General features: G+C 61.2%; 25 protein-coding genes and 2 tRNA genes. 13 read left to right on the top strand and 14 right to left on the bottom strand.

Annotated elements, in window-relative coordinates; genetic code table 11:
• Positions 1-112 precede the first annotated feature (112 nt).
• From ahpF to Q9451_RS13185, 7 genes are all read right to left on the bottom strand, one after another.
• Positions 113-1675 carry an alkyl hydroperoxide reductase subunit F gene (ahpF, locus tag Q9451_RS13215; protein WP_012273144.1) on the bottom strand — a complete coding sequence of 521 codons (1563 nt, stop codon included), beginning with the start codon at positions 1673-1675 and terminating at the stop codon, positions 113-115.
• Positions 1676-1799: 124 nt separating this feature from the next.
• The gene (ahpC, locus tag Q9451_RS13210) at positions 1800-2363 is read right to left on the bottom strand and encodes an alkyl hydroperoxide reductase subunit C (protein ID WP_003250537.1); all 564 of its coding nucleotides are present in this window, start codon (positions 2361-2363) and stop codon (positions 1800-1802) included.
• Between the two features lie 231 nt (positions 2364-2594).
• On the bottom strand, positions 2595-3950 hold the full coding sequence (gene gorA / locus Q9451_RS13205) for a glutathione-disulfide reductase (protein WP_012273145.1): 1356 nt from the start codon (positions 3948-3950) through the stop codon (positions 2595-2597).
• Positions 3951-4049: 99 nt separating this feature from the next.
• A complete protein-coding gene (galU, locus tag Q9451_RS13200) occupies positions 4050-4889 on the bottom strand; it encodes a UTP--glucose-1-phosphate uridylyltransferase GalU (protein ID WP_012273146.1) in 840 nt (279 codons plus the stop codon).
• Between the two features lie 228 nt (positions 4890-5117).
• The gene (locus Q9451_RS13195) at positions 5118-6032 is read right to left on the bottom strand and encodes a c-type cytochrome (RefSeq protein ID WP_012273147.1); all 915 of its coding nucleotides are present in this window, start codon (positions 6030-6032) and stop codon (positions 5118-5120) included.
• Entirely contained in the window at positions 6029-6679 is a 651-nt protein-coding gene (locus Q9451_RS13190; RefSeq protein WP_012273148.1) for a c-type cytochrome, read from the bottom strand. Before Q9451_RS13190 ends, Q9451_RS13195 begins: the two co-directional genes overlap by 4 nt.
• 77 nt (positions 6680-6756) lie before the next feature.
• Positions 6757-7116 carry a hypothetical protein gene (locus Q9451_RS13185; RefSeq protein WP_012273149.1) on the bottom strand — a complete coding sequence of 120 codons (360 nt, stop codon included), beginning with the start codon at positions 7114-7116 and terminating at the stop codon, positions 6757-6759.
• A gap of 159 nt (positions 7117-7275) precedes the next feature.
• Between Q9451_RS13185 and Q9451_RS13180 the strand changes: the two genes are divergently transcribed.
• The 8 genes from Q9451_RS13180 (at position 7276) to csrA (ending at position 13038) form a co-directional block, all read left to right on the top strand.
• Complete coding sequence (locus Q9451_RS13180) at positions 7276-7578, top strand: DUF1883 domain-containing protein (protein WP_003250918.1); 303 nt, start codon at positions 7276-7278, stop codon at positions 7576-7578.
• A 7-nt stretch (positions 7579-7585) separates the two neighbouring features.
• Entirely contained in the window at positions 7586-7756 is a 171-nt protein-coding gene (locus Q9451_RS13175) for a hypothetical protein (RefSeq protein WP_012051910.1), read from the top strand.
• A gap of 51 nt (positions 7757-7807) precedes the next feature.
• Entirely contained in the window at positions 7808-8893 is a 1086-nt protein-coding gene (locus tag Q9451_RS13170) for a nitronate monooxygenase family protein (protein ID WP_012273150.1), read from the top strand.
• An 82-nt stretch (positions 8894-8975) separates the two neighbouring features.
• Entirely contained in the window at positions 8976-9734 is a 759-nt protein-coding gene (modA, locus tag Q9451_RS13165) for a molybdate ABC transporter substrate-binding protein (protein ID WP_012273151.1), read from the top strand.
• Positions 9734-10414 (top strand): molybdate ABC transporter permease subunit, encoded by a 681-nt coding sequence (gene modB, locus Q9451_RS13160; protein WP_012273152.1) that lies wholly within the window; start codon positions 9734-9736, stop codon positions 10412-10414. Before modA ends, modB begins: the two co-directional genes overlap by 1 nt.
• A 1-nt stretch (position 10415) precedes the next feature.
• Positions 10416-11507, top strand: a complete 1092-nt coding sequence (gene modC, locus Q9451_RS13155) for a molybdenum ABC transporter ATP-binding protein (RefSeq protein ID WP_012273153.1) — start codon at positions 10416-10418, stop codon at positions 11505-11507.
• Between the two features lie 57 nt (positions 11508-11564).
• On the top strand, positions 11565-12587 hold the full coding sequence (locus Q9451_RS13150) for a DNA topoisomerase IB (RefSeq protein WP_012273154.1): 1023 nt from the start codon (positions 11565-11567) through the stop codon (positions 12585-12587).
• A 253-nt stretch (positions 12588-12840) separates the two neighbouring features.
• Positions 12841-13038, top strand: a complete 198-nt coding sequence (gene csrA / locus Q9451_RS13145; protein WP_004375914.1) for a carbon storage regulator CsrA — start codon at positions 12841-12843, stop codon at positions 13036-13038.
• Between the two features lie 45 nt (positions 13039-13083).
• On the opposite strand, the gene Q9451_RS13140 is transcribed toward csrA, so the two are convergent.
• From Q9451_RS13140 to Q9451_RS13125, 4 genes are all read right to left on the bottom strand, one after another.
• Complete coding sequence (locus Q9451_RS13140) at positions 13084-13437, bottom strand: response regulator (protein ID WP_012273155.1); 354 nt, start codon at positions 13435-13437, stop codon at positions 13084-13086.
• Positions 13438-13448: 11 nt separating this feature from the next.
• Complete coding sequence (locus tag Q9451_RS13135; protein ID WP_012273156.1) at positions 13449-14894, bottom strand: ATPase domain-containing protein; 1446 nt, start codon at positions 14892-14894, stop codon at positions 13449-13451.
• A gap of 5 nt (positions 14895-14899) precedes the next feature.
• Complete coding sequence (locus tag Q9451_RS13130; protein WP_012273157.1) at positions 14900-16060, bottom strand: PAS domain-containing sensor histidine kinase; 1161 nt, start codon at positions 16058-16060, stop codon at positions 14900-14902.
• 83 nt (positions 16061-16143) lie between these two features.
• Entirely contained in the window at positions 16144-16419 is a 276-nt protein-coding gene (locus Q9451_RS13125) for a hypothetical protein (protein WP_012273158.1), read from the bottom strand.
• A 201-nt stretch (positions 16420-16620) separates the two neighbouring features.
• On the opposite strand from Q9451_RS13125, the gene Q9451_RS13120 reads away from it, so the two are divergent.
• Positions 16621-16705: transfer RNA gene (locus Q9451_RS13120), tRNA-Leu, on the top strand.
• Positions 16706-16808: 103 nt separating this feature from the next.
• Positions 16809-17222: a DoxX family protein gene (locus tag Q9451_RS13115; protein ID WP_012273159.1), complete on the top strand. Its 414-nt coding sequence runs from the start codon at positions 16809-16811 to the stop codon at positions 17220-17222.
• A 1-nt stretch (position 17223) separates the two neighbouring features.
• On the opposite strand, the gene Q9451_RS13110 is transcribed toward Q9451_RS13115, so the two are convergent.
• Positions 17224-17421 carry a hypothetical protein gene (locus tag Q9451_RS13110; protein ID WP_012273160.1) on the bottom strand — a complete coding sequence of 66 codons (198 nt, stop codon included), beginning with the start codon at positions 17419-17421 and terminating at the stop codon, positions 17224-17226.
• Between the two features lie 441 nt (positions 17422-17862).
• On the opposite strand from Q9451_RS13110, the gene adhP reads away from it, so the two are divergent.
• The 3 genes from adhP (at position 17863) to Q9451_RS13095 (ending at position 19681) form a co-directional block, all read left to right on the top strand.
• Positions 17863-18873 (top strand): alcohol dehydrogenase AdhP, encoded by a 1011-nt coding sequence (gene adhP / locus Q9451_RS13105; RefSeq protein WP_012273161.1) that lies wholly within the window; start codon positions 17863-17865, stop codon positions 18871-18873.
• Between the two features lie 91 nt (positions 18874-18964).
• Positions 18965-19171: a DUF6434 domain-containing protein gene (locus Q9451_RS13100; RefSeq protein WP_012273162.1), complete on the top strand. Its 207-nt coding sequence runs from the start codon at positions 18965-18967 to the stop codon at positions 19169-19171.
• Between the two features lie 273 nt (positions 19172-19444).
• Positions 19445-19681 carry a hypothetical protein gene (locus Q9451_RS13095; RefSeq protein WP_071984784.1) on the top strand — a complete coding sequence of 79 codons (237 nt, stop codon included), beginning with the start codon at positions 19445-19447 and terminating at the stop codon, positions 19679-19681.
• Between the two features lie 243 nt (positions 19682-19924).
• Here Q9451_RS13095 and Q9451_RS13090 read toward each other — a convergent pair.
• Both Q9451_RS13090 and sohB read right to left on the bottom strand, forming a co-directional pair.
• A tRNA-Cys gene (locus Q9451_RS13090) sits at positions 19925-19998 on the bottom strand.
• 154 nt (positions 19999-20152) lie between these two features.
• Positions 20153-21172: a protease SohB gene (gene sohB / locus Q9451_RS13085; RefSeq protein WP_012273163.1), complete on the bottom strand. Its 1020-nt coding sequence runs from the start codon at positions 21170-21172 to the stop codon at positions 20153-20155.
• Between the last annotated feature and the right edge of the window lie 448 nt (positions 21173-21620).

Genomic DNA, 21620 nt, shown 5'->3' with positions numbered 1-21620 from the left:
GCTTGTGCCGGCCCTTTCGCGGCTAAAGCCGCTCCCACAGGGACCGCACAGCATTCAAAATCTGTGCAGTACCTGTGGGAGCGGCTTTAGCCGCGAATGGGCCGGTACAGGCTTACGCCGGCGCCGAAGTGCGAATCAGGTGGTCGAAGGCCGCCAGCGAAGCCTTGGCCCCCTCACCCACCGCAATCACGATCTGCTTGTACGGCACGGTCGTCACGTCACCCGCTGCAAACACACCCGGGATACTGGTCTGGCCCTTGGCGTCGACGATGATCTCGCCACGCGGCGACAGCTCGACGGTGCCTTTGAGCCAGTCGGTGTTGGGCAACAGTCCGATCTGCACGAAGATACCTTCCAGCGCCACGTCATGCTGTTCATCGGTGGTGCGGTCCTTGTAGCGCAAGCCAGTCACTTTCTCGCCATTGCCCAGCACCTCGGTGGTGAGCGCGCTGGTAATGACTTTCACGTTCGGCAAACTGTGCAACTTGCGCTGCAAAACCGCGTCGGCACGCAGTTGGCTGTCGAACTCGATCAGCGTCACCTGGGCGACGATACCGGCCAGGTCGATGGCCGCCTCCACGCCCGAGTTGCCGCCGCCGATCACCGCTACGCGCTTGCCCTTGAACAGGGGGCCATCACAGTGCGGGCAGTAGGCCACGCCACGGCCACGGTATTCCTGCTCACCTGGCACGTTCATTTCACGCCAGCGGGCGCCGGTGGCCAGGATCACGGTCTTGGCTTTCAGCGAGGCACCGCCTGCCAGGCGTACTTCGTGCAAGCCACCCTCGCTGGCCGGAATCAACGCTTCGCCGCGCTGCAGGTTCATGATGTCGACGTCGTACTGCTTGACGTGCTCTTCCAGCGCCGTGGCCAGCTTAGGCCCTTCGGTTTCCTGCACCGAGATGAAGTTCTCGATGGCCAGGGTGTCGAGCACCTGGCCGCCGAAGCGCTCGGCTGCAACGCCAGTGCGGATGCCTTTACGCGCAGCATAGATGGCAGCAGCGGCGCCAGCGGGGCCACCGCCGACCACCAGCACGTCGAAGGCGTCCTTAGCGTTGATCTTCTCGGCCTGGCGGGCGCCGGCGCTGGTGTCGATCTTGCCAAGGATTTCTTCCAGGCCCATGCGGCCCTGGCCAAACACTTCACCGTTCAGGTAGATGCTCGGCACCGCCATGATCTTGCGCGCTTCCACTTCTTCCTGGAACAGCGCACCGTCGATGGCCACATGGCGCACGTTGGGGTTGAGCACCGCCATCAGGTTCAACGCCTGGACCACGTCCGGGCAGTTCTGGCACGACAGCGAGAAGTAGGTTTCGAAGGTGAATTCGCCTTCCAGGGCCTGGATCTGCTCGATCACTTCAGCACTGGCCTTGGATGGGTGGCCGCCGACTTGCAGCAGCGCCAGCACCAGCGAGGTGAACTCGTGGCCCATGGGGATGCCGGCGAAGCGCAGGCTGATGCTGTCACCCGGGCGGTTCAGCGAGAACGACGGGCGACGGGCATCGGTACCGTCCGCGCTGAATGTAATGAGGTTCGACAGGCCGGCAATTTCCACCAGCAAGTCATGCAATTCGCGGGACTTCGCGCCGTCGTCGAGGGAGGCAACGATCTCGATCGGCTGGGTGACCCGCTCCAGGTAGGTTTTCAGTTGCGATTTAAGCGTGGCGTCCAACATACGGGCGATTCCTTTTTCAAAACTCGGATACAAAAACGCCCAGGCGAGGTCGCCCGGGCGTTTGACGGGGCGGTAACAACTTCAGCTTTGGCGGCTGACTACCGCCCGCGACTGGCTCACAGTCTTAGATCTTGCCGACCAGGTCCAGAGACGGCGCCAGGGTGGCTTCGCCTTCTTTCCACTTGGCCGGGCACACTTCGCCTGGGTGAGCGGCAACGTACTGGGCAGCCTTCACTTTACGCAGCAGTTCGGCAGCATCGCGGCCTACACCACCGTCGTTCAGTTCGACGATTTTGATCTGGCCTTCCGGGTTGATCACGAAGGTACCGCGATCGGCCAGACCGGCTTCTTCGATCAGCACGTCGAAGTTGCGCGAGATGACGTGAGTCGGGTCACCGATCAGCGGGTATTCGATCTTGCCGATGGTGTCCGAAGTGTCGTGCCAGGCTTTGTGGGTGAAGTGGGTGTCGGTGGACACGCCGTAGATTTCCACGCCCAGCTTCTGGAACTCTGCGTAGTTGTCGGCAAGGTCACCCAGCTCGGTCGGGCAAACGAAGGTGAAGTCGGCCGGGTAGAAGAACACGACAGACCACTTGCCTTTCAGGTCGGCTTCGCTGACCTGAACGAACTCGCCTTTGTGGTAGGCGGTGGCGTTGAACGGTTTGACCTGGCTGTTGATGATTGGCATGAGAGACGCTCCTTCATGGGGTTGGAATCAGTTGATGGATAGAATCCTAACTAATCATCCCGCTGAAGGCTCATTGGCAAAGCTCATGCTTGCGATTGGTTTTGGCTATAACCGGGGTTAATTAATAGAAGGGAATGGGCTGAGCAAAGGATTGCGGACCGGCGCGCCGTGACACGGATCGGCACACCCCTGCAGGAGCAGCCTTGTGCTGCTCCTGCAGGCTACGCGTTATCAGCGGGTGACCGTACGCATGGTCACGAACTCTTCGGCCGCCGTCGGGTGCACGCCGATGGTTTCGTCGAACTGCTGCTTGGTCGCACCGGCTTTCAGCGCAATACCCAGGCCCTGGATGATTTCACCGGCATCAGGGCCAACCATGTGACACCCCAGCACCTTGTCGGTCTCGGCATCGACCACCAGCTTCATCAGGGTCTCTTCCTGAATGTCGGTCAGGGTCAGCTTCATGGCGCGGAAGCGGCTTTCGAACACCTGCACCTTGTGCCCGGCCGCCAGCGCCTGCTCCTCGGTCAAGCCTACGGTGCCGATCGGCGGCTGGCTGAACACCGCAGTAGGGATGTTCTGGTAGTCCACCGGGCGGTATTGCTCTGGTTTGAACAGGCGCCGCGCCACGGCCATGCCTTCGGCCAGGGCCACTGGCGTCAACTGCACACGCCCGATGACGTCGCCAATGGCAAGGATTGACGGCGCGGTGGTCTGGAACTGCTCATCAACCCGAATGTAGCCGCGCGCATCCAGTTCGACGCCGGTGTTTTCCAGGCCCAGGTTGTCCAGCATCGGGCGCCGGCCAGTGGCATAGAATACGCAATCGGCAACCAGCTCTCGGCCATCCTTGAGGGTGGCCTTGAGGCTGCCATCTTCAAGTTTGTCGATACGCTGAATGTCGGCATTGAACTGCAGGTCGAGGCCGCGCTTTTCCAACTCTTCCTTCAAGTGGGTGCGCACCGAGCCATCGAAGCCGCGCAGGAACAAGTCACCACGGTACAGCAGCGTGGTGTTAGCCCCCAGGCCCTGGAAGATGCCAGCGAACTCGACGGCGATGTAGCCACCGCCCACCACCAGCACCCGGCGAGGCAGGTCTTTGAGGTAGAAGGCTTCATTGGAGGTGATGGCCAGTTCCTTGCCGGGGATATCCGGCACCTGTGGCCAGCCACCGGTAGCGATGAGGATGTGTTCGGCGCTGTAGCGCTGACCGTCCACTTCCACTTCATTGGCACCGGTCAGGCGTGCGTGGCCCTGCAGCAGGGTCACCCCGCTGTTGACCAGCAGGTTGCGGTAGATGCCATTGAGGCGTTCGATTTCCCGGTTCTTGTTGGCAATCAGGGTGCCCCAGTCGAAATGCCCTTCTTCCAAGGTCCAGCCGAAACCTGCGGCCTGCTCCAGTTCGTCGGCAACGTGCGCGCCATACACCAGCAGCTTTTTCGGAACACAGCCGACATTGACACAGGTACCGCCCAGGTAGCGGCTTTCAGCCACTGCCACTTTTGCGCCGAAGCCCGCGGCAAAGCGCGCCGCGCGCACGCCGCCGGACCCGGCGCCAATCACGAACAGATCAAAATCGTAGGCCATGTATTCAGTCTCCTAGGCAGGCGCCCAGCATAACGCCGTTGGCCGCCACAAACAAAAAAGCCACCCCGAAGGGTGGCTTTCCAATACCAACAGGGCTTATCAGTAAGCCTTGCCAGCCTTGTAGAAGTTCTCGAAGCAGAAGTTGGTCGCCTCGATGTAGCCTTCGGCACCACCGCAGTCGAAACGCTTGCCCTTGAACTTGTAGGCGATCACGTTACCTTCGGCCGCTTGCTTCATCAGCGCGTCGGTGATCTGGATCTCGCCACCCTTGCCCGGTTCGGTCTGCTCAATCTTCTCGAAAATGTCCGGGGTCAGGATGTAACGGCCGATGATGGCCAGGTTCGAAGGGGCATCTTCAGGCTTCGGTTTCTCGACCATGGAGTCGACACGGAAGATGCCGTCCTTGATCTCTTCACCGGCGATGACGCCGTACTTGTTGGTTTCCTGCGGATCGACTTCCTGAATGGCAACGATCGAGCAACGGTACTTCTTGTAAAGCGCAACCATCTGCGCCAGCACGCCGTCACCTTCAAGGTTGACGCACAGGTCATCCGCCAGCACCACGGCGAACGGCTCGTCACCGATCAACGGGCGGCCGGTGAGGATAGCGTGGCCCAGGCCTTTCATTTCGGTCTGGCGGGTGTAGGAGAACGAGCACTCATCGAGCAGACGACGGATGCCAACCAGGTATTTTTCCTTGTCGGTGCCCTTGATCTGGTTTTCCAGCTCGTAGCTGATGTCGAAGTGGTCTTCCAGGGCGCGCTTGCCGCGACCGGTCACGATGGAGATCTCGTTCAGACCAGCATCCAATGCTTCTTCAACGCCATACTGGATCAGTGGCTTGTTGACCACCGGCAGCATTTCCTTGGGCATGGCTTTGGTAGCAGGCAGGAAGCGAGTGCCGTAGCCGGCTGCCGGGAACAAGCATTTCTTGATCATAAACGTCCTTACAAAAGGCTAGGCCTGTGGAATTCGGCGCAGTCTAATCAGGCGGCAGTCACCTTACAATGCCCCCGATAGCGACCGATGCCATCATAGAGATATCCCAGTGTAGATAGTTCCGGGGGATCGTGAATATTACGGTCATTCATGACAGGCGGATGACAGCAAAATAATGGTGCCTATACCGCCTCTTCACGGGTTCACCCGCGAAGAGGCGGTGCCCCATCAACTTCCAGTGCCCTGCCCCACCAGCACCCCATCAACCTTCTGCCCATACAGGTTCACGCCATCATTGGCATGAAACTTCACCCGCGTTTTCTCGATGGAACCCTCTACCAGGCGAGGGTCCTGTGGCCGTTCATGGCGGTTGATCCACGCCGCCACGTCCCAGGCTTGCTGGTCGCTGAGGCTGCCGGGCTTGCCCAGCGGCATGTTGTACTTGATGAACGACGCCGCCGTGTTGATGCGGTGCATGCCGGCGCCCCAGTTGTAGGAGTCCTTGCCCCACAGCGGCGGCATCACATACTCGCCCGCAACCTGCTGCCCTTCACCGTTGTCACCATGGCAAATGGCGCACTGCTCACGGTAAACCTGCTGGCCACGCTTGAAGTCATAACCACCCTGTGGCTGCGCCACCTCGGGGTATCCGCGCCCGGCGAGTTCCACGCCGGTCGGCGCCTTGGTCGACAGCCAGTAGGCGTACACCGCCAGCGCCGTCATTTGCGGGCTGTCGGCGGCCGGCGGCTTGCCGTTCATGCTGAACTGGAAGCAGCCCTGGATACGCTCGGCGTAGGTATTCACCTTGTCGTTCTTCTTGCGGTAAGCCGGGTACATCGGGTACGCGCCCCACATCGGTGCTGAATGCGCCAGCCGCCCTTGGTCGAGGTGGCAGTTGCTGCAGTTCATGCCATTGCCCACGGCCTCGGGCATCAGCCGGCGGGTGTCGACGAACAAGGCATGGCCTTCGCGCACCATCTTGCCAAAGGCATTGTCGGGCAAATCGCTTTCATCGGGGGGTACGAACTGCGGCGCAGCCTGCACGCCGGGCACTTTCAACTGCGACTGGTCTTCCATGGCAATCGGCGCGGCCTGGGCACTGCCCACGGCCAGCAGCAACATGGCTGGAATCAACGGCTTCATGGCGTGACCTCCTGGCTGGCGGGGCGGGCGAAGAACTCGGCAACTGCCTTGATCTCGTCATCGGTCATGGCCTTGGCCACACCGACCATCAGTTGGTTGGGGTCATTGCTGCGGCTGCCGTCACGCCAGGCATTGAGCTGCGCTATCAGGTAACTGGCGGGCTGGCCGGCCAAGGGCGGGAAGTGTTCACCGACCCCGCCGCCACCCGGCCCATGGCATTGCACGCAGCCGGGAATCTGCCGGCTCCAGTCGCCGTACAGGGCCATGCGGGGAGTAGGGTCATCGGCAATTTGCTGGCGGCGCAGGTCGCCAGTGGGGGCTGCCGGCAGGCCGGCCAGGTAGCTGCTGACTGCCTCGATTTCATCTTCGCTCAGGGCTTTGGCCAGCGGCTCCATCACCGGCTGCTTGCGGCGGCCGTTGCGCCAGTCATGCAACTGTTTGCTGAGGTAACCGGCTGGAAGCCCAGCCAAGCGTGGGAAGCCGGCAGCGGCAATGCCCTTGCCGTCCGGGCCATGGCAACCGAGGCAGGCCATGGCGGCGGGGTTGGCCCCGCCCTGGGAGAAGACCTTCTGGCCATCGACGGCATGCGCCGTGGGCAAGGCCAGGATCAGCAGGCTGCCGATCACGACGCGTCTCAACGGTGTCATCACGAAGCTCCTTTTCTTTTGTTATATGTTTAGGCTCAAAACATATAAGTAAAGCAAGGAACAGCCGTTGCCTCAGATCAACTTCCGGAGATGCATTGGGTTGCAGCAGTGCGCACATCACCCAGGCGCAGCGGGAAATTGTTCAGCCGCTCATGCAGTTTGATGCTGCTACCGCTGCCGCGCTTGTCGATATCCACCAGCGCCGCCGGGCCTGCCCCCGAGGTGAGCTTCTGCGGCACGATCAGCCGCAGGCCGTCACCACGCTGCTCTTCAGTCAGCGGGTCACGCGTATCGGCCAGCTTCTGCTTGACGCAATCGGCATAGGCGCGCGGGCTCTTGCCAGAGATCACATCCAGCGTTTCACGCGATTGCTCCAGCTCGGTAACGCTCACGCAGCCACCGAGCGTCACCGTCAACGCCGCCACCATCCACTTCATTTGCAGCACCTCTGCCATCAAGAATTCGCTTCGACCACTGCCAGGCGGTTTTGCTCCCTGCTTTGGCAGAATTATCTGCGCCTGGCGAACAGCGCGGCAGTGTAACGGTACATCGTGGTATCTTTTGCCTTTGCAGATCCAAACCTTGCGGAGCATCACATGAAATTCGTACACCAGCGCGAGCACCTCAACGAGGACGACATCGTCGTCATCGAGTGCTCTCAGCGCTGCAATATCCGCCTGATGAACGACGCCAACTTCCGCAGCTTCAAGAACGGCGGCCGTCATACTTACCACGGCGGCCATTTCGAGAAGTTTCCGGCGAAGATCACCGTGCCCAGCACCGGCTTCTGGAACATCACCATCGATACCGTGACCACACGCCCGATCTCGGTCACTCGCAAGCCAACCCTGACCCACAAGATCAAGATCATCCGTCGTTCGTCGTCGAAACTCAGATAAGGCCACCATGACCCAGACCATCAAGTACGTCATCAAATACAAGCTCGACGGCCAGCGTCGTTGGGACTTCGCGCTGATGCCCGATGCCTCGCAGGAACAAGCCCTTGAGGCCCTGCGCAAGATCCACGGTGAAGACGCCGAGAAAATCAGCGACATCCAGGTCAGCAAAGCCCTGTAAAAACCGCCACAAGCCCCCGCCGCGCCGCTCGCCCCACGCAAGGAGAATCGCATGAGCCACTGGCCCGACCGCCGTATCCTCGACCTGCTGGGCGTCGAGTTGCCCATTCTGCAGGCGCCCATGGCGGGGGCGACCGGCTCACCCATGGCCATTGCCGTGGGCCTGGCAGGTGGGCTGGGCGCCCTGCCCTGCGCCATGCTCAGCGGCGAGCAAGTGCGCGCCGAAATCGCCGCGTTCCGCGCTGGCTGCCCGGGGCGCCCACTTAACCTGAACTTCTTTTGCCACCAGCCGCCAGCGCCCGATGCCGAGCACGATGCGCGTTGGAAGCAGGCCCTTGAACCTTATTACAACGAAGTGGGTGCCGATTTCGCGGCGCCCACGCCGGTGTCCAACCGTGCGCCTTTCGACGAGCAAAGCTGCCAGCTGGTCGAAGCCTTGCGCCCGGAGGTGGTGAGCTTCCACTTCGGCCTACCCCAGGCCGAACTGCTGCAGCGGGTAAAAGCCAGCGGTGCCAAGGTGCTCTCCAGTGCCACTACGGTGGAGGAGGCCATCTGGCTGGAACACAACGGTTGCGACGCGATCATTGCCATGGGGTATGAAGCCGGTGGCCATCGCGGCATGTTCCTGAGTGACGACATCACCAGCCAGATCGGTACGTTCGCCCTGGTACCCCAGATTGCCGATGCGGTCGGCGTCCCGGTGATTGCCGCGGGTGGCATCGGCGACCACCGTGGGCTGGTGGCGGCGCTGGCCCTGGGTGCCTCGGCAGTGCAGATCGGCACGGCTTACCTGTTTTGCCCCGAGGCCAAGGTTTCGCCAGCGCATCGCCGGGCGCTGGACAGCGCGTCTGCCAGCGACACGGCGCTGACCAACCTGTTCACCGGCCGCCCCGCGCGGGGTATCAACAACCGCATCATGCGCGAGCTGGGGCCGATGAGCGCGCTGGCGCCACGCTTCCCGCTGGCGGGTGGGGCATTGATGCCTTTGCGGGCGATCACCGATCCGCTGGGCAATAGTGACTTCAGCAATCTGTGGTCGGGGCAGGCGTTGCGGCTGGGACGGCACATGCCGGCAGGTGAGCTGACCCAGGAAATTGCCGAAAAGGCACTGGCCGTGGTTGGGCACCAGGCTTTTTGAAAGGCAGGTCTGGCCTCTTCCCGGCAAATGGCTTATCGCTATATAGTTCAGCACATAACGATAACCCCAAGGAGCTGTCTTCATGCGTATCCGCCCGTCCCACCTGGCCTTCACTGCCCTGGCCAGCCTGTTCGCCTTCAACACTGCCTGGGCCGACGAAGTCCAGGTCGCGGTCGCAGCCAACTTCACAGCCCCCATCCAGGCCATCGCCAAAGACTTCGAGAAAGACACCGGACACAAACTGGTCGCTGCCTACGGTGCCACCGGGCAGTTCTACGCCCAGATCAAGAACGGCGCACCCTTCGAAGTGTTCCTCGCCGCCGACGACAGCACCCCGAAGAAGCTTGAAGAAGAGAAGGAAATCGTCCCCGGCTCGCGCTTTACCTACGCCATCGGCACCTTGGCCCTGTGGTCTGCGAAGGAAGGCTACGTGGATGCCAAGGGTGAAGTGTTGAAAAAGAACGCATACAAACACCTGTCCATCGCCAACCCGAAAGCGGCACCTTACGGCCTGGCCGCCACTCAGGTACTGGACAAGCTGAAGCTCACCGAAGCCACCAAAGGCAAGATTGTCGAAGGCCAGAACATCACCCAGGCCTTCCAGTTTGTTTCCACCGGCAACGCCGAGCTGGGCTTCGTCGCCCTGTCGCAGATCTACAAGGACGGCAAGGTGACCAATGGCTCGGCCTGGATCGTGCCGTCCAACCTGCACGACCCGATCCGCCAGGACGCCGTCATCCTCAACAAAGGCAAGGACAATGCGGCCGCCAAAGCACTGGTCGAATATCTCAAAGGCCCGAAAGCCGCAGCGGTGATCAAGTCCTACGGTTATGAACTCTGATGCCACTGGATGCCAGTGACCTAGGTGCCATCTGGCTGACCGTGAAACTGGCCAGCCTGACCACCCTGATCCTGCTGGTTATCGGCACACCCATCGCCTGGTGGCTGGCGCGCACGCGCTCATGGCTGCGCGGGCCGGTGGGGGCGGTGGTGGCATTGCCCCTGGTGCTGCCACCAACGGTGATCGGTTTCTACCTGCTGATCGCCCTCGGCCCACACGGCTGGCTCGGCCAGGCTACCCAGGCGCTGGGCCTGGGTACTGTGGTGTTCAGCTTCACGGGCCTGGTGATCGGCTCGACGGTGTATTCCATGCCGTTCGTGGTGCAGCCGCTGCAAAATGCCTTTGGCGCGATCGGCCAGCGGCCGCTGGAAGTCGCCGCCACACTGCGCGCCAGCCCATGGGACACCTTCGTTCATGTGGTACTGCCGCTGGCCCGCCCCGGCTTCGTCACTGCCAGCATCCTCGGCTTCGCCCATACCGTGGGCGAGTTTGGCGTGGTGCTGATGATCGGTGGCAACATCCCCGACAAGACCCGCGTGGTCTCGGTGCAAATCTTCGATCACGTCGAAGCCATGGAGTATTCGCAAGCCCACTGGCTGGCCGGTGCCATGCTGGTGTTCTCTTTCCTGGTGCTGCTCCTGCTGTACGCCGGACGCCGCGGCAAAGCTGGCTGGAGCTGAAATGACCGCATCGATTGTGGCGCGCCTGAAACTGGCGCGCGACGACTTTACCCTGGACGTCGACCTGCACCTGCCTGGGCGCGGTATCAGCGCGCTGTTTGGCCACTCCGGCTCTGGCAAGACCAGCTGCCTGCGCTGTCTGGCGGGGTTGGAACGCGCTGCTAGCGCGTACATCGAAGTCAACGGCGAGGTCTGGGAAGACAGCACCCGTGGCTACTTCCAGCCCCCCCACTTGCGCCCGGTGGGCTATGTGTTCCAGGAGGCCAGCCTGTTTGCGCACCTGTCGGTGCGCGGCAACCTGGAGTTCGGCTGGCGCCGGGTAGCCGCCGCTGAGCGCAAGGTCAGCCTCGACCAGGCGTGCCAGCTGCTAGGTATCGGGCACTTGTTGGAACGCCGCCCGGCAACCCTGTCGGGCGGCGAGGCGCAGCGCGTGGGTATTGCTCGCGCCCTGCTCAGCAGCCCAAGGCTGCTGTTGATGGACGAGCCGCTGGCGGCCCTCGACGGGCCGCGCAAGCGCGAGATCCTGCCGTACCTGGAGCGCCTGCACGACGAACTGGACATCCCCCTGGTGTATGTCAGCCATGCCCAGGATGAAGTAGCGCGACTGGCCGACCACCTGGTGTTGCTGGAGCAAGGCCAGGCAGTCGCCAGCGGCCCGATTGGCCAAACCCTGGCGCGCCTCGACCTGTCGCTGGCCCAGGGCGAGGATGCCGGCGTGGTGTTCGAAGGCATGGTTGTGGGGCATGACCCGCACTACGACCTGCTCGACTTGCGCCTGCCCGGCAGCAGCGGGCCGCTGCTGCGCATTGCTCACCCGGCGCATGTGATGGGTAGCACGCTGCGGGTCAAGGTACAGGCCCGGGACGTCAGCCTGGCGCTGGCGGCCGACAGCACATCGAGCATCCTCAACCGCCTGCCAGTATGTGTGCGCGAGAGCCGCCCGGCGGCCAACCCGGCGCATGTACTGGTCAGCCTGGATGCCGGTGGCAATGCCTTGCTTGCACGTATCACCCGCTTCTCGGCAGACCAGCTCGGCTTGCACACGGGCCAGGTACTGTTCGCCCAGATCAAGTCGGTGGCCCTTTTGGGCTGAGCATCCTTCGCACGGCTGTTGTCCACTGATCAGTGACTTGATCGAGGCCAGCCCCTGATGCTCGACTGCCCCCTGCCACGCACCCTGCACTACGTTGACGACAGCCAGCCAGGCATGACCCGGCGACGCTGGCGCGACCGTTTCATCTACCTGGATGCCGACGGCCAGCGGGTGCGCGACAGCGACACCTTGGCGCGCATCGCCGCGCTGGTGATTCCCCCGGCCTACACCGATGTATGGATCTGCGCCGACCCGCAGGGCCACCTGCAGGCCACCGGTCGCGATGCCCGTGGCCGCAAGCAGTACCGCTATCACGCGCAGTGGCGCGAACTGCGTGACCAACACAAGTATGGGCGCATGCTGGCCTTTGCCCAGGCACTACCAAAGCTGCGCGCGCAACTGGAAGCCCACCTGGCGCGGCCAGGGCTGGACCGGGAAAAGGTCATGGCATTGGTGGTGAGCCTGCTGGACCACACCCTGATCCGCATTGGTAACCAGCGTTACCTGCGCGACAACCAGTCTTATGGCCTGACGACCCTGCGTAACCGCCATGTGCAGGTCAAAGGCAGCACCATTCGCTTTCAATTTCGCGGCAAGCGTGGCGTCGAACACAACGTCACCCTCAACGACCGACGCCTGGCCAGCCTGCTCAAACGCTGCATGGAGCTGCCTGGCCAGACACTGTTTCAATACCTGGACGAAGACGGCCAGCGCCACAGCGTAGGCTCCAGCGAGGTCAACCAGTTCCTGCAGCAGTTGACCGGCGCAGACTTCACCGCCAAGGACTACCGCACCTGGGCCGGCAGCAGCCTGGCGTTGGACCTGCTCAAACCCCTGGCCTGGGAACCGGAGAGTGAAGCCAAACGCCAGGTCGCCGCGATAGTCCGCCAGGTCGCCACGCGCCTGGGCAATACGCCGGCAGTGTGCAGACGCTGCTACATCCATCCGGCAGTGCTGGAGCACTATGCCCAGGGACGTCTGGCCCAATTGCCCAAGAGCCGCGTGCGCAAAGGCCTGGACCCCGAGGAAGTGGCCTTGCTGCTGTTTCTTCAGGTACTCGAGGAACAGGACGGCGATTAAGAGTGTCTATTCAGCCCATGATGCGAAGAAATTTCCCATTAGCCGCCAAGCCCCCTATTCTTGCCATCGAGCACCTTGGCCGACAAACCGTTGACGGTTTGCATCGGCACCTGCAACTGAAGACACGCAACAGAATTTGTCTGTCGGGGAATTACTATCCGCCGAAAGCGTCTTTAATGAGAAGGAAGAGGGACAAGCTCCCGCCGTTGCGGCAACTAGCCCTGCGGACTTTTACATCACCAAGGAGAACTACATGCTGATACTCACCCGTAAGGTTGGCGAAAGCATCGTCATCAACGATGACATCAAAGTCACCATTCTGGGCGTCAAAGGGATGCAGGTGAGGATCGGTATCGATGCACCTAAAGATGTCCAGGTCCATCGCGAAGAAATCTTCAAGCGCATCCAGGCCGGCAGCCCAGCCCCGGAGAAGCACGACGACTCGCACTGAGCCCAAACTCCTCGAGGGGTGCATGGAAGCGCTCGACCGCCAGCCTCAGGTGCCCAGCAACTGACGCACTTTGGCGATCATCTCATCCATGTCGAATGGTTTGTCGAATATGGCGGCGAACAGGGCCGGGCATCCTTGGCTGGCCTGCGCGCCGCTCATGAGAATGACCGGCAACTCGCTTAACGCCGGGTCCTCGCGCATCGCACGCACCAGCTCCTCACCATTGAGCAGCGGCATCATGTAATCGGTGATGACCAGTTGCACGCGCTTTTCCTTCAGCGCCTCCAGCGCCTTGCAGCCATTACTGGCCTTTTCCACCAGGTAACCTTCGTCCTCCAGGGCAAAGCCGAGGATATCGGCGATCAGGTACTCGTCATCGACGATCAGGATGGTGTTCATCGGCCCGTCCGTCACCCACTCCCCTGCGGCGTCGGCGTTCCCGAGAGCACACCACAGGCGCCTTCGAACGCCTTGCGCAAGGTAATGCCCTGCGGCCCGATCAGCAGTTCGTGCAAGGCAGGGTCATGGTGGCTGTCACGCACCTTGAGGATCGACAGCATGCGCCGCAGTTGCGAGTCCAGCTCGACAAAGCGCAACAGCATCAGGTTGTCGACGATGCTCGACAGATCCGGCGCGGGGGCGCTGATTTCCGAGCCGAAGATGTCGCGCATTTCCCAGGTGAGCATCACGCTGACATCGCGCGCGCGCAGCTCACCGGCCAGCGCGCGGAAAAACGCATTGAGCCGCGTCGGGTCGATGGCCAGGCGGCTGAATGCGCCAAGGCTGTCGATCAGCACCCTCTTGCTGCCCTGCGCTGCAACACGCTCGAGCAGCCGCGCGCCGACCTGGTCCAGCAAGCCCTCGGTGGTTGGCTGCCAGCACAGCTGCAAGCTACCGCCCTGCTCCATCGCGGCAAAATCGTAACCCAGCGACGCTGCCTTGCTACGCAGGCGTTCAGGCGTTTCGTAGAAACCAAAATGCAACCCTGGCGCCTGCGGGGTGCTGGCCCCTAGAAAGGCCAGGCCCAATGACGTCTTGCCAATACCCGAAGGCCCGATCAACAGGCTAACCGAGCCCGTGGCCAGGCCGCCGCCGAGCATTTCATCGAAGGTTGGCACACCGCTGCTGATGCGCGCCAATGTGCCGCTGCCCAGATGGCTGGGGTGGCTGAACAACGCTTCCAGGCGTGGGTAGACGTGCATGCCTGCTTCATCGATAAGGCATTCGTGACGCCCCGAAAGTGCCGCACTGCCGCGCGTCTTGCGCAGCTGCACATGGCGCACGGCGCGGCTACCCACCAGCTGCTCACCCAGCTCGATCACGCCATCGACCATGGTGTGCTCCGGGCTGCCCTCGTCCAGCCGGGCACTGGTCAGCAGCAGTACCGTGCAGCCGGCGAAGGCCGCATGGCCCTGCAATTCAGAGACGAACTTTTTGGTGTCCAGCGCCGTTTCCGCACGCACCCGGGCATTGAGCACGCCGTCGACGATCAGCAGGCTGGCCTGTTGCCGAGCGATTTCCTGGCGCAGCAGCCGCACCACGGCGTCCAGCCCATCCTGCTCAAGGGTGTCGAAAGCGCTGACGAACTGGATCTGGTCGCCGACCAACGCCGGGTCGAAGAAGTCCAGGGTGGACAGGTACTGAAACAAGCGCTCATGCGACTCACTCAACAAGGTGGCCACCAGCACCCGACCACCGCCCCGCACATGGCCGCAGGCCAGCTGGTTGGCGAGGATGGTCTTGCCCGCTCCCGGCGGCCCCTGGATGATGTAGGAAGCACCGGCCACCAGGCCGCCCTTGAGCAACGCGTCGAGCCCATCGATCCCCGTTACCAGCCGCCTAAGTGCCTGTGCCATGTTGTCTACCTGTCGAGTGGGCTATCCGTCTGCTCCTGATACATTGGCAAGTACAGTTGCATGCAAGTTCCCCGGCCAGGCTCGCTGTCGACACAAATGGCGCCGCCACTCTGCCGGGCGAAGCCATACACCTGGCTAAGCCCCAGGCCCGTGCCCTTGCCAAACGGCTTGGTGGTGAAAAATGGCTCGAAGATACGTGGCAATACCTCGGCGGGTATGCCTTCACCGCTGTCTTCCACCTTGAAACGCACAAAGTTGCCATGCAACGCTTCAACCTCGCCGGCCAGCTCAACCACATCGACCGTCAGGCCGATCCGGCCCTGACCGGCGATGGCATCACGGGCATTGAACAACAAGTTGAGCAAGACCATTTGCAGTTGCCCGGCATCCACCTCGATCAACGGCAGGTCCGGTTGCAGCAGCACGTTCAGCTCGATCGAGCTGGGTAGTGCATGCTCAAGCAAACCACGGGTAGCGGTCACCAGGTCTGCCGGGGCAACACTGGCCACATCAAGCTTGCGGTGGCGGGCAAAGCTGAGCAGTTGCTGGGTCAGCTCAGTGCCGCGTTGACCGGCATCGAGGATGTGCTGCAGCATGCGCTGGGCGCGTAGCGGGTCCTGGGTGGCCAGCGCCAGACGGGCCGAGCTGATGATGATGGTGAGCATGTTGTTGAAGTCGTGCGCCAGGCCACCGGTCAACTGGCCGAGGGCTTCAAGCTTCTGCGCCTGGAACAGCTGGGCGCGCACCGCGTCCAGCTGCAACGCCGACTCTCGGCGATCGGTTATGTCGCGGGTCACCTTGGCCAGGCCGACGATCTGGCCATTGTCATCGCGGATCACATCCAGCGCAGCCAACGCCCAGAACTGCGTACCGTCCTTGCGCACCCGCCAGCCTTCGTCCTGCGCCACGCCCTGCTCCAGCGCCTGGCGCAGCAGGCGCTCGGGGCGGCCATCAGCACAATCCTGCGGGGTGAAAAACAACGAGAAATGCTTGCCGATCACTTCATCGGCACGGTAGCCCTTGATTCGTTGCGCGCCGGCATTCCACGACACCACATGGCCGGAGGGGTCGAGCATGTAGATGGCGTAGTCCACCACCGACTGAACCAACTGTTCATAGCGGTGGGCAGGCATGACGGGGTGGTCGAGGCAATCAGCTGAAACCATGCAAACTCCACTGGCACAGCAGGGGGACAGAATGAGCGTAGCCCAGCGCACCCATCAACGAGCAGCCGTGCGACGACAGGCGGTCAGCGTTCCGTTTCGACCAGCACCGGGCTGATGCGCCGCGGCATGGCCACTCTCAACAGCCACAGGCCGACCAGCATGATCAAGCCACCGCAGGCCAGGGCCAGAAGACGCTGCTGCTGAGTATGTTCCGCATCGAAGCCCAGCATTAACAAATAACCGCCCAGGCTGAGCAGGCTGATGTAAAGAAACGCACCCAGCACGACCACCAGGGCGAACAACAGTCGCCAGAATAACCGTGGACGCACGATACGCTCGCCAGCTTGGCGCTGAGTCATCGCTGAACACTCTTGGATCCAATAAAGAGGCAACAGTGGCGTAATGACAGCAAGGTGTCAATTGCCCATTCGATCGCCCCTCCTTTCTGTTGATCTTAGGTGCTGCAGTTGACTCAACTATAACGATGGGTTATAAAGCGCGCTTGATTGCGAAGCCCTTCTGCCTGGAAGCGAGCTGGTCGTTGCGACCCCTTCAAGCGTGCGAGTGTGGTGGAATTGGTATACACAGCAGACTTAAAATCTGTCGGCGTGAGCCTTGCGGGTTCGAGTCCCGCCACTCGCACCAAATTTCGTTGAAAAGGCGCCCTTGCGGCGCCTTTTTGCTGCCTGCCAGCAATGTGTTACGCAGCTGCTAGAGTGGAGCTAGTACCCTCTACTGGAACGCCGCCATGCGCTACTCCCTGTTCGATGGTCAACGTGACATCATCATCCTCATCGCCCGCATACTGCTGATGATCCTGTTCGTCTTGTCAGGCTGGGCCAAGCTGACCGGCTTCGATGGCACGGTCGGCTACATGACCTCGCTGGGCGCCCCTGCCCCGATGCTGGCGGCAGCGATTGCCGTCATCATGGAGTTCGTCGTCGCCATCCTGCTGATCCTCGGCTTCTACACGCGGCCGCTGGCGTTTCTGTTCGCGCTGTTCGTGCTGGGCACGGCGCTGCTCGGCCACCCGTTCTGGAACATGGTCGACCCCGAACGCAGCGCCAACATGACCCAGTTTCTGAAAAACATGGCCATCATGGGCGGCTTGCTGCTGCTGGCGGTCAGCGGCCCAGGGCGCTTCTCGGTGGACGGTCGCTGAATCAGTCGTCGTCGCAATCGTCGAACCAAGCTGGGTGATCGCGCTCTTCGTCATCGAGGTCATCCAGCGTTTCCTCGTCTTCTTCCACCTCATCCTCGGCGCCCTGGGCATCTGCCTCGTGCTCCACATCGTCGTAGAGAAATTCGTGGTCGAGCAGGTGATCGTGCTCGGGTTCGTGCAGGTCGTCTTCGTCGTGCATGCTGGCTCCAAGGGTTATGGCACGCCTATATAGGCTGATCAGGATGTCGGGTCAATGCGTTGTCGCTTAATCCTGGGTTAACCGGCCAGGCGCAGCCTGCAGGCTCTCCCTTCAAACGTCTTTGCCCGCCTGTCATGGCGGGCTTTTTTATGGCGAAGCAAACTTCGGCCCAGAGGATGACAGCCTCATGACCTGACCTTCACGAAATGTCGACATCCGCATGGGCACACTGATCCTGCTCCGTACGTTCTTGCAGCCCGCCGCATCATTGCCGCGGGCTTTTCTTTTTTTTGACGAAGGGCTTGCGCCCCCTCCCCGCTACTGCAGTTTGCTCAAGGCAACTGCCCATCCCATGACCTGAAGCAGTTTTGCCCGGCCAGGCAAGGTCTATGCTGTTCCAGCGATAACCCAAGCTCACATCGGATAGACACGGAGGCTCTTATGAAAGCTGCTGTTGTTGCACCAGGCCGGCGCGTGGACGTGGTAGAGAAAACCCTGCGCCCCCTCCAGCACGGCGAAGCGCTGCTGAAGATGCAATGCTGCGGTGTGTGCCACACCGACCTGCACGTGAAAAATGGCGACTTCGGTGACAAGACCGGTGTAGTACTGGGCCACGAAGGCATTGGCGTAGTCCAGGAAGTTGGCCCCGGCGTCACCTCGCTCAAGCCAGGCGACCGCGCCAGCGTTGCCTGGTTCTATCAAGGTTGCGGGCATTGCGAGTACTGCAATAGCGGCAACGAAACCCTGTGCCGCGAAGTGAAGAACTCCGGCTATACCGTGGACGGCGGCATGGCCGAGGCTTGCATCGTCCAAGCCGACTATTCGGTCAAAGTACCCGACGGCCTCGACTCCGCTGCCGCCAGCAGCATTACCTGCGCCGGCGTCACAACCTACAAGGCGGTGAAAATCTCCAACATCCGCCCCGGGCAATGGATCGCCATCTACGGCCTCGGCGGCCTGGGCAACCTGGCCCTGCAATATGCCAAGAACGTATTCAACGCCAAAGTGATCGCCATCGACGTCAACGAAGAGCAACTGCGCTTCGCCAGCGAGATGGGCGCGGACCTGGTCGTCAACCCACTCAACGAAGACGCCGCGAAGGTTATCCAGGCCAAGACCGGTGGCGCCCACGCTGCCGTGGTTACCGCCGTGGCCAAAGGCGCCTTCAACTCGGCCGTCGATGCCTTGCGCGCTGGCGGGCGACTGGTTGCCGTCGGGCTGCCGTCGGAATCCATGGACCTGAACATTCCCCGCCTGGTGCTGGATGGGATCGAAGTGGTGGGCTCGCTGGTAGGTACACGCCAGGACCTGCAGGAGGCGTTCCAGTTTGCCGCTGAAGGCAAAGTGGTACCCAAGGTGACCCTGCGGCCGATCGAAGATATCAACCAGATCTTTGACGAGATGCTGGAGGGCAAGATCAAAGGCCGCATGGTGATCCAGTTCGAAGGCTGATAGCCTGAAGGCAGATCATTTCGAACAGACACAAGGCCCGTAGGTGATCATCTACGGGCTTTTTGCCTTCTCAGTAGTCAAGGAACAGACCATGAGTTTCGATTGGCATGCCGGGCCGATTACTCGCGCCACGCCGCTGGACAAGCATTACCGAAATACGCAGAAGGTACGTCAGTTTCTGCTCACCGAGTGCGGGGCGGCATTCAAGTTCGACCGTGCCTTCATGGCCTGGATAAAGAGTGGCACGCCGTTAACCATGGGTGACGTGGCGGACGAATGGCTGCGAATGCATCGGTGAGCGCCAGCTTCGGGCTTCAGCAGGCAGCGGTGCGCTGCCCCACTATCGGAATCGGCAGCCGCTTCTTTCAGTATCTTGTCCAACGATTCAACCATGCTGGAATAATCCATTCCCTGACTCCGTCGTTGGTGAGTTACGATCAACGATAGCTTGCAAACGTTTCAGAAATGCTGGCGGAAATGCCTCGGTACAAAAGCAAGCTCATCTCTGGTGCTGACCAATAATCGTGGCACGAGGTTCAAAGAAAACCGCTTAGCTTTTCAAGGGATGCACATGACGATTCGCAGCCTCGCCAAAAATCTCCCACCTGACCCAGGCAATCCAGGCTGGGTGCTTGGATGGGGCGTGCTACGCGACCGGCATCCATGGCATTTTGTCGACGTGTTTGCCGATCAGCACACTGCCGAGGTTGAAGCAGAGCGACACGGTGCTGGCTACGTGGTCGAGTATGGGTCACACCGGCTTGGGTCGAATGAATTCATCTGCGGGGCAAGCCTACCTGAGGGCTAGCCGGTCAACCTGTTACAGGTCAGGGCCAAACTCCATCTAAAGAAAAACCTGCCGAAGCAGGCTTATCGAAGATTCATCGCTTGCTCAACTGCCGGGCCTGGCCCAAGCCTCTTTGAACCCACTCAAAGAAACCTCTCCATCGGTTTGACCTATGCGCATTCGCGCTTTGCCGCCCGACAACAGCGCTTTTTCGAAGCACAAAGAAAAACCCCGCAGACGTTAATCTGCGGGGCTTTCGAATGGTGGAGGCCGAGGTCGGAATCGAACCGGCGTAGACGGATTTGCAATCCGGAGCATAACCACTTTGCTACTCGGCCTCAAAGGTCGGATCTAGCTGCTTGCGCTTCGCTATCTCCTTGAAACGCTGAACCTTTTTCAAAGTTTGCTGCGTTCCGATGGGCGCCATTATGTCTTCATTCCTTTAACCTTGCAACCCCCTGAACGAAAAAAAATTTCAACGGGTTCAAGGTGTTAGCGCAGGCGGCCGAGTTTACTCCACAAGCCCACCAGCGTGTTCTCCACGGTGCCGCTGGCGGCCATGCCAATTCGCTCCTGCAAGCTCTTGCGCTCGGCATAATGCAGGTGGAACAGGTTGGCGTTGCGCGCACGCTCGCTCAGGTACTCGTCGCTGGTCTGCAATTCGTCTACCAGCTTGCGGTTGAGTGCCGCCACGCCCAGCCAGACTTCTCCGGTGGCCACTTCGTCGATGTGCAACTGCGGTCGATAGCGGGCGACGAAGTCCTTGAACAGCTGGTGAGTGATATCCAGGTCTTCCTGGAACTTCTCCCGGCCCTTCTCGGTGTTTTCACCAAACACGGTCAAGGTGCGCTTGTACTCGCCAGCGGTCAGCACTTCAAAGTCGATGTCGTGCTTCTTCAGCAGGCGGTTGACGTTGGGCAGTTGCGCCACCACGCCGATCGAACCGAGCACGGCGAATGGCGCGCTGACGATCTTCTCGCCGATGCAGGCCATCATGTAACCGCCGCTGGCGGCCACCTTGTCGATGCACACGGTCAGCGGTATGCCCGCCTGACGAATACGCGCCAGCTGCGATGCAGCCAGGCCGTAGCTATGCACCAGGCCGCCGCCGCTTTCCAGGCGTAGCACCACTTCGTCCCGCGGGGTGGCGAGGGTCAACAGCGCGGTGATTTCGTTGCGCAGGCTTTCAGTGGCCGAGGCCTTGATGTCGCCATCGAAGTCCAACACGAAAACCCGGCCCTTGTCCTCGGCCTTGCCCTTCTTCTGCTGTTTTTCCGCCTTGGCCTGTTGCTTGCGCAGGGCCTTGAGCTGGGCCTTGTCGAGCAGCCCGGACTCCAGCCGCTCGCGCAAATCCTTGTAGAACTCGTTCAGGCGGGTGACCTGCAATTGCCCACCTGGTTTGCGCCGCCCTTTGCCACGCAGCCCGGCGATGGCCGACAGCACCACGAGGATGGCGATGACCAGGGTGGCGGTTTTAGCGAGAAAGCTTGCGTATTCGGCAAGAAACTCCACAGTAGTCCTCAATGCCCGGAATTAAAGGGCTACGCTACCATGGCTTGTGACACTTTGGTACGGTCTTGTGACATTCCGAAGCACTTGAGGCAGGCTCAGCGGCGCACCTTTCGGGCTTTCTTCTGGGTCCTTATCACCTGCCCGTGAGGGGTCCCTATCGCGCCTACGGGCACCCATGCGAGGGCCTACGGGGGAACCTGCGCGGGAATGATTGAATAGGTGACCTTTCAGATTTTTCTGTCGGATTCTCAAGGGGGCCTATGCGACCACAACCAGAACCCCAGTTGAACGGCCAGACAGACCCAGTAGAGGGCCTGTAGGTGGTCCATGGGGTTCTCCTTGAAGGGTTAGAGTGACTTGTGAAAGCGAACGTCTGTGAGTTCGTGTTGCAGGGCTACCTCAAGGAGGCGCTCATAGGTATGCGGCCACCTCCCTTGAGATTGGTCAT

Source organism: Pseudomonas sp. NY8896, assembly GCF_039634505.1.
This window is presented reverse-complemented; position numbering and strand designations above follow the sequence as displayed.

What these genes read in the sequence shown, in the direction of transcription:
- ahpF (WP_012273144.1), bottom strand. Translation starts at nt 1,675, where the DNA reads ATGTTGGACGCCACGCTTAAATCGCAACTGAAAACCTACCTGGAGCGG.
- ahpC (WP_003250537.1), bottom strand. Translation starts at nt 2,363, where the DNA reads ATGCCAATCATCAACAGCCAGGTCAAACCGTTCAACGCCACCGCCTAC.
- gorA (WP_012273145.1), bottom strand. Translation starts at nt 3,950, where the DNA reads ATGGCCTACGATTTTGATCTGTTCGTGATTGGCGCCGGGTCCGGCGGC.
- galU (WP_012273146.1), bottom strand. Translation starts at nt 4,889, where the DNA reads ATGATCAAGAAATGCTTGTTCCCGGCAGCCGGCTACGGCACTCGCTTC.
- Q9451_RS13195 (WP_012273147.1), bottom strand. Translation starts at nt 6,032, where the DNA reads ATGAAGCCGTTGATTCCAGCCATGTTGCTGCTGGCCGTGGGCAGTGCC.
- Q9451_RS13190 (WP_012273148.1), bottom strand. Translation starts at nt 6,679, where the DNA reads ATGACACCGTTGAGACGCGTCGTGATCGGCAGCCTGCTGATCCTGGCC.
- Q9451_RS13185 (WP_012273149.1), bottom strand. Translation starts at nt 7,116, where the DNA reads ATGAAGTGGATGGTGGCGGCGTTGACGGTGACGCTCGGTGGCTGCGTG.
- Q9451_RS13180 (WP_003250918.1), top strand. Translation starts at nt 7,276, where the DNA reads ATGAAATTCGTACACCAGCGCGAGCACCTCAACGAGGACGACATCGTC.
- Q9451_RS13175 (WP_012051910.1), top strand. Translation starts at nt 7,586, where the DNA reads ATGACCCAGACCATCAAGTACGTCATCAAATACAAGCTCGACGGCCAG.
- Q9451_RS13170 (WP_012273150.1), top strand. Translation starts at nt 7,808, where the DNA reads ATGAGCCACTGGCCCGACCGCCGTATCCTCGACCTGCTGGGCGTCGAG.
- modA (WP_012273151.1), top strand. Translation starts at nt 8,976, where the DNA reads ATGCGTATCCGCCCGTCCCACCTGGCCTTCACTGCCCTGGCCAGCCTG.
- modB (WP_012273152.1), top strand. Translation starts at nt 9,734, where the DNA reads ATGCCACTGGATGCCAGTGACCTAGGTGCCATCTGGCTGACCGTGAAA.
- modC (WP_012273153.1), top strand. Translation starts at nt 10,416, where the DNA reads ATGACCGCATCGATTGTGGCGCGCCTGAAACTGGCGCGCGACGACTTT.
- Q9451_RS13150 (WP_012273154.1), top strand. Translation starts at nt 11,565, where the DNA reads ATGCTCGACTGCCCCCTGCCACGCACCCTGCACTACGTTGACGACAGC.
- csrA (WP_004375914.1), top strand. Translation starts at nt 12,841, where the DNA reads ATGCTGATACTCACCCGTAAGGTTGGCGAAAGCATCGTCATCAACGAT.
- Q9451_RS13140 (WP_012273155.1), bottom strand. Translation starts at nt 13,437, where the DNA reads ATGAACACCATCCTGATCGTCGATGACGAGTACCTGATCGCCGATATC.
- Q9451_RS13135 (WP_012273156.1), bottom strand. Translation starts at nt 14,894, where the DNA reads ATGGCACAGGCACTTAGGCGGCTGGTAACGGGGATCGATGGGCTCGAC.
- Q9451_RS13130 (WP_012273157.1), bottom strand. Translation starts at nt 16,060, where the DNA reads ATGGTTTCAGCTGATTGCCTCGACCACCCCGTCATGCCTGCCCACCGC.
- Q9451_RS13125 (WP_012273158.1), bottom strand. Translation starts at nt 16,419, where the DNA reads ATGACTCAGCGCCAAGCTGGCGAGCGTATCGTGCGTCCACGGTTATTC.
- Q9451_RS13115 (WP_012273159.1), top strand. Translation starts at nt 16,809, where the DNA reads ATGCGCTACTCCCTGTTCGATGGTCAACGTGACATCATCATCCTCATC.
- Q9451_RS13110 (WP_012273160.1), bottom strand. Translation starts at nt 17,421, where the DNA reads ATGCACGACGAAGACGACCTGCACGAACCCGAGCACGATCACCTGCTC.
- adhP (WP_012273161.1), top strand. Translation starts at nt 17,863, where the DNA reads ATGAAAGCTGCTGTTGTTGCACCAGGCCGGCGCGTGGACGTGGTAGAG.
- Q9451_RS13100 (WP_012273162.1), top strand. Translation starts at nt 18,965, where the DNA reads ATGAGTTTCGATTGGCATGCCGGGCCGATTACTCGCGCCACGCCGCTG.
- Q9451_RS13095 (WP_071984784.1), top strand. Translation starts at nt 19,445, where the DNA reads ATGACGATTCGCAGCCTCGCCAAAAATCTCCCACCTGACCCAGGCAAT.